A 3,357-nucleotide genomic window follows, 5' to 3' on the forward strand; every position below is an offset into this window, starting at 1 on the left:
TTACTTAAATTAACGACCGGCGTATTCTTTAAATTAACTTTCAATACTATAGTACTAAATTAAACCATGTAGCCACCGTAATAACACGGTGGCTAACCTTAAATTCAAAACTGATGCCAGTTTAGAATTATTTACTCAAATACATTGATTTTTCTTTGTAAAGATGCCTGAAATACGGGTCGTCCAGGTCAGGTATAAACCTGATGGCTTCGCCTGTTGATTTCATTTCGGGCCCAAGCTCCTTGTTTACTTCCGGGAACTTATCAAACGAAAATACGGGTTCTTTTATTGCATATCCTTTAAGCTTACGCTCAATAGTAAAGTCTTTTAATTTGTTAGCGCCAAGCATTACTTTAGCAGCTATGTTAATGTAAGGTACATCATAAGCCTTAGCTATAAATGGCACAGTACGCGATGCGCGGGGGTTAGCCTCTATCACATACACCTTATCGTCCTTAACAGCAAACTGTATATTCAGCAAGCCGCGAACGTTAAGCGCACGTGCTATTTTGGCAGTATATTCTTCCATCTGGCTTATCACGTTATCTGATAAATCAAACGGCGGCAACACTGCGAATGAATCGCCTGAGTGGATACCCGCAGGCTCAATATGCTCCATCAAACCAATGATGTGTACATCTTCGCCATCGTGGATAGAATCCGACTCGGTTTCGGCAGCGCGGTCAAGGAAGTGATCTATCAATACACGGTTACCGGGTAAATTCTTCAACAAGTTGACCACCGCTTTCTCCAGGTCCTCATCGTTTATAACAATACTCATGCCCTGGCCGCCAAGCACGTAACTTGGGCGCACCAATACAGGGTAGCCAACCTCGTGTGCAACTTCTAATGCTTCTTCAGCACTTTCTGCAACGCCATATTTAGGGTAAGGGATACCAAGCTCTTTCAGCAGGTCGCTAAAGCGGCCGCGGTCTTCGGCTATATCCATGTTATCGAACGATGTACCAATGATCTTGATACCATGCTGGTGCAGCTTTTCTGCCATCTTCAGGGCAGTTTGGCCACCAAGCTGAACGATCACGCCTTCCGGTTTTTCAAGGTCGATTATCTCGCGTACATGCTCCCAAAAAACGGGCTCAAAGTACAGCTTATCGGCCATGTTGAAATCGGTAGATACGGTTTCGGGGTTACAGTTAACCATAATGGCTTCGTAACCTGCTTCTTTGGCAGCAAGCAGGCCATGTACGCAGCTGTAATCAAACTCAATACCCTGGCCAATACGGTTAGGGCCCGATCCTAATACAATGATCTTCTTTTTATCAGATACGATTGATTCGTTCTCGCCCTCGTAAGTAGAGTAGTAGTATGGCGTTTTTGCCGCAAACTCTGCCGCGCAGGTATCAACCATTTTATAAACACGTTTTATGTTTAAGGCTTTTCTGCGCTGATAAACGTCTTCTTCGGTTACGTTGCCTAAAACGTACGCTATCTGGGTATCAGAAAAGCCACGTTGTTTCAGGGTGAAGAAGAAATCTTCAGGGATATTATTCAGCGAGTAGCGGCGCAGTTCTGTTTCTACGTTCACTACATCCTGTATCTGGTTCAGGAACCAGCGGTCGATCTTTGTTACTTTACGGATAGATTCAATTGGCACACCCAGGCTCATGGCATCATAGATGTGGAACAACCTGTCCCAGCTTGGATGCTCCAGGCTGTGCATTATCTCGTCAAGGTTGCGGCTTTGGCGGCCGTCGGCACCAAGGCCGGCGCGGCCGATTTCAAGGCTCTGGCAGGCTTTCTGTAAAGCCTCAATAAAGCTGCGGCCTATACCCATAACCTCACCAACTGACTTCATGGTTAAACCAAGCTCACGGTTAGCGCCTTTAAATTTATCAAAGTTCCAGCGGGGGATCTTTACGATCACGTAATCCAACGTTGGCTCAAAGTAAGCCGATGTTGTTTTGGTGATCTGGTTCTCTATTTCATCAAGGTTATAACCAATGGCCAGCTTGGCAGCTATTTTAGCAATTGGGTAACCTGTTGCTTTTGATGCTAATGCTGACGAGCGTGATACACGCGGGTTGATCTCGATAGCGATGATCTCTTCATTAGCGGGGTTAACCGAAAACTGCACGTTACAACCACCTGCAAAGTTACCGATGGCACGCATCATTTTGATGGCCTGGTTACGCATTTCCTGGTAGCAGCGGTCGCTCAAGGTCATGGCCGGGGCTACGGTTATCGAGTCGCCGGTATGGATACCCATCGGGTCGAAGTTTTCGATAGAGCAGATAATAATAACGTTATCGTTACTATCCCTCAAAAGCTCCAACTCGTATTCTTTCCAGCCTAAAACAGCCTGCTCTACCAAAACCTCGTGGGTTGGTGATGCCTGCAGGCCGCGGCTTAAGGCGGCGTCAAAATCTTCTTTTTTATGTACAAAGCCTGCGCCTTTACCACCAAGGGTATAGCTTGGGCGTATAACCAGCGGAAAACCAATTTGCTGCGCGGCTTCTTTACCTTCTAAAAACGAGTTGGCAATTTTTGAAGTTGCCACGCCAACGCCTATATCAACCATTAACTGGCGGAAGGCTTCGCGGTTCTCTGTCTTTTCTATCGCAGCAATATCAACCCCGATGATTTTAACCCCGTATTTTTTCCATAACCCCTGCTCATCAGCCTCAATACAAAGGTTTAAAGCGGTTTGGCCACCCATAGTAGGCAGTACGGCGTCAATTTTTTGTTCTATCAGTATTTTTTCAAGGCTTTCAACATTAAGCGGCAGCAGGTAAACATGGTCGCCAATCACCTTATCGGTCATGATGGTGGCGGGGTTGCTGTTGATGATGGAAACAGTAATGCCTTCGTCTTTTAAGGAAAGGGCAGCCTGCGAACCCGCATAATCAAACTCACACGCCTGGCCTATAATGATAGGGCCTGAACCAATAATTAATACGGATTTGATGGAAGTATCTCTGGGCATAGGGCTTTTTTAAGTCAAAAAGTTAAAATTCAAAAGTTAAAAATGGGTAGTCCATTTAACGTAAATCCTATGCGCTGAAAGGCGAAAAATCCCGACCTCAGCGTCGGGGTGCAAAGATAGTAATTTGCTGGGATTTGGAATGTTAAATTTTCAAAAACATGTATTAACATTTGTGCACATCCTTAAACTTAAGCATGTCTGCCAATCTCAGCTCCTTATCAGTGTCAAACCCACACGATGTTGTAAACTCTTTTGGGTTGCTGTAGGTGCCAAAAATCATATCCCACCAAACTATATCACCATAATTGCTGGTGTGCTTGTTATATTCGTGATGGATGCGGTGCATTTCGGGCCGTTGAAATATATAACCGATCCACTTTGGCGTTTTTATGGTAGTATGGTAAAAAAAATCT

General features: G+C 45.0%; 2 protein-coding genes. Both read right to left on the reverse strand.

Translation table 11 applies throughout. From position 1 onward, the window contains the following. Positions 1 to 127 precede the first annotated feature (127 nt). On the reverse strand, positions 128 to 2,944 hold the full coding sequence (gene carB, locus WC615_RS23015; protein WP_372980367.1) for a carbamoyl-phosphate synthase large subunit: 2,817 nt from the start codon (positions 2,942 to 2,944) through the stop codon (positions 128 to 130). A gap of 163 nt (positions 2,945 to 3,107) precedes the next feature. Continuing rightward, positions 3,108 to 3,357 (reverse strand): sterol desaturase family protein (locus WC615_RS23020; protein ID WP_372980368.1); only part of this gene is annotated, 250 nt, incomplete at its 5' end.

This window comes from Mucilaginibacter sp. (genome assembly GCF_041663085.1).
In the GTDB taxonomy this organism is placed as follows: Bacteria; Bacteroidota; Bacteroidia; order Sphingobacteriales; family Sphingobacteriaceae; genus Mucilaginibacter.

Bases quoted from the DNA above. Each gene is read 5' to 3' on its own strand.
- carB (WP_372980367.1), bottom strand. From the start codon at position 2,944: ATGCCCAGAGATACTTCCATCAAATCCGTATTAATTATTGGTTCAGGC.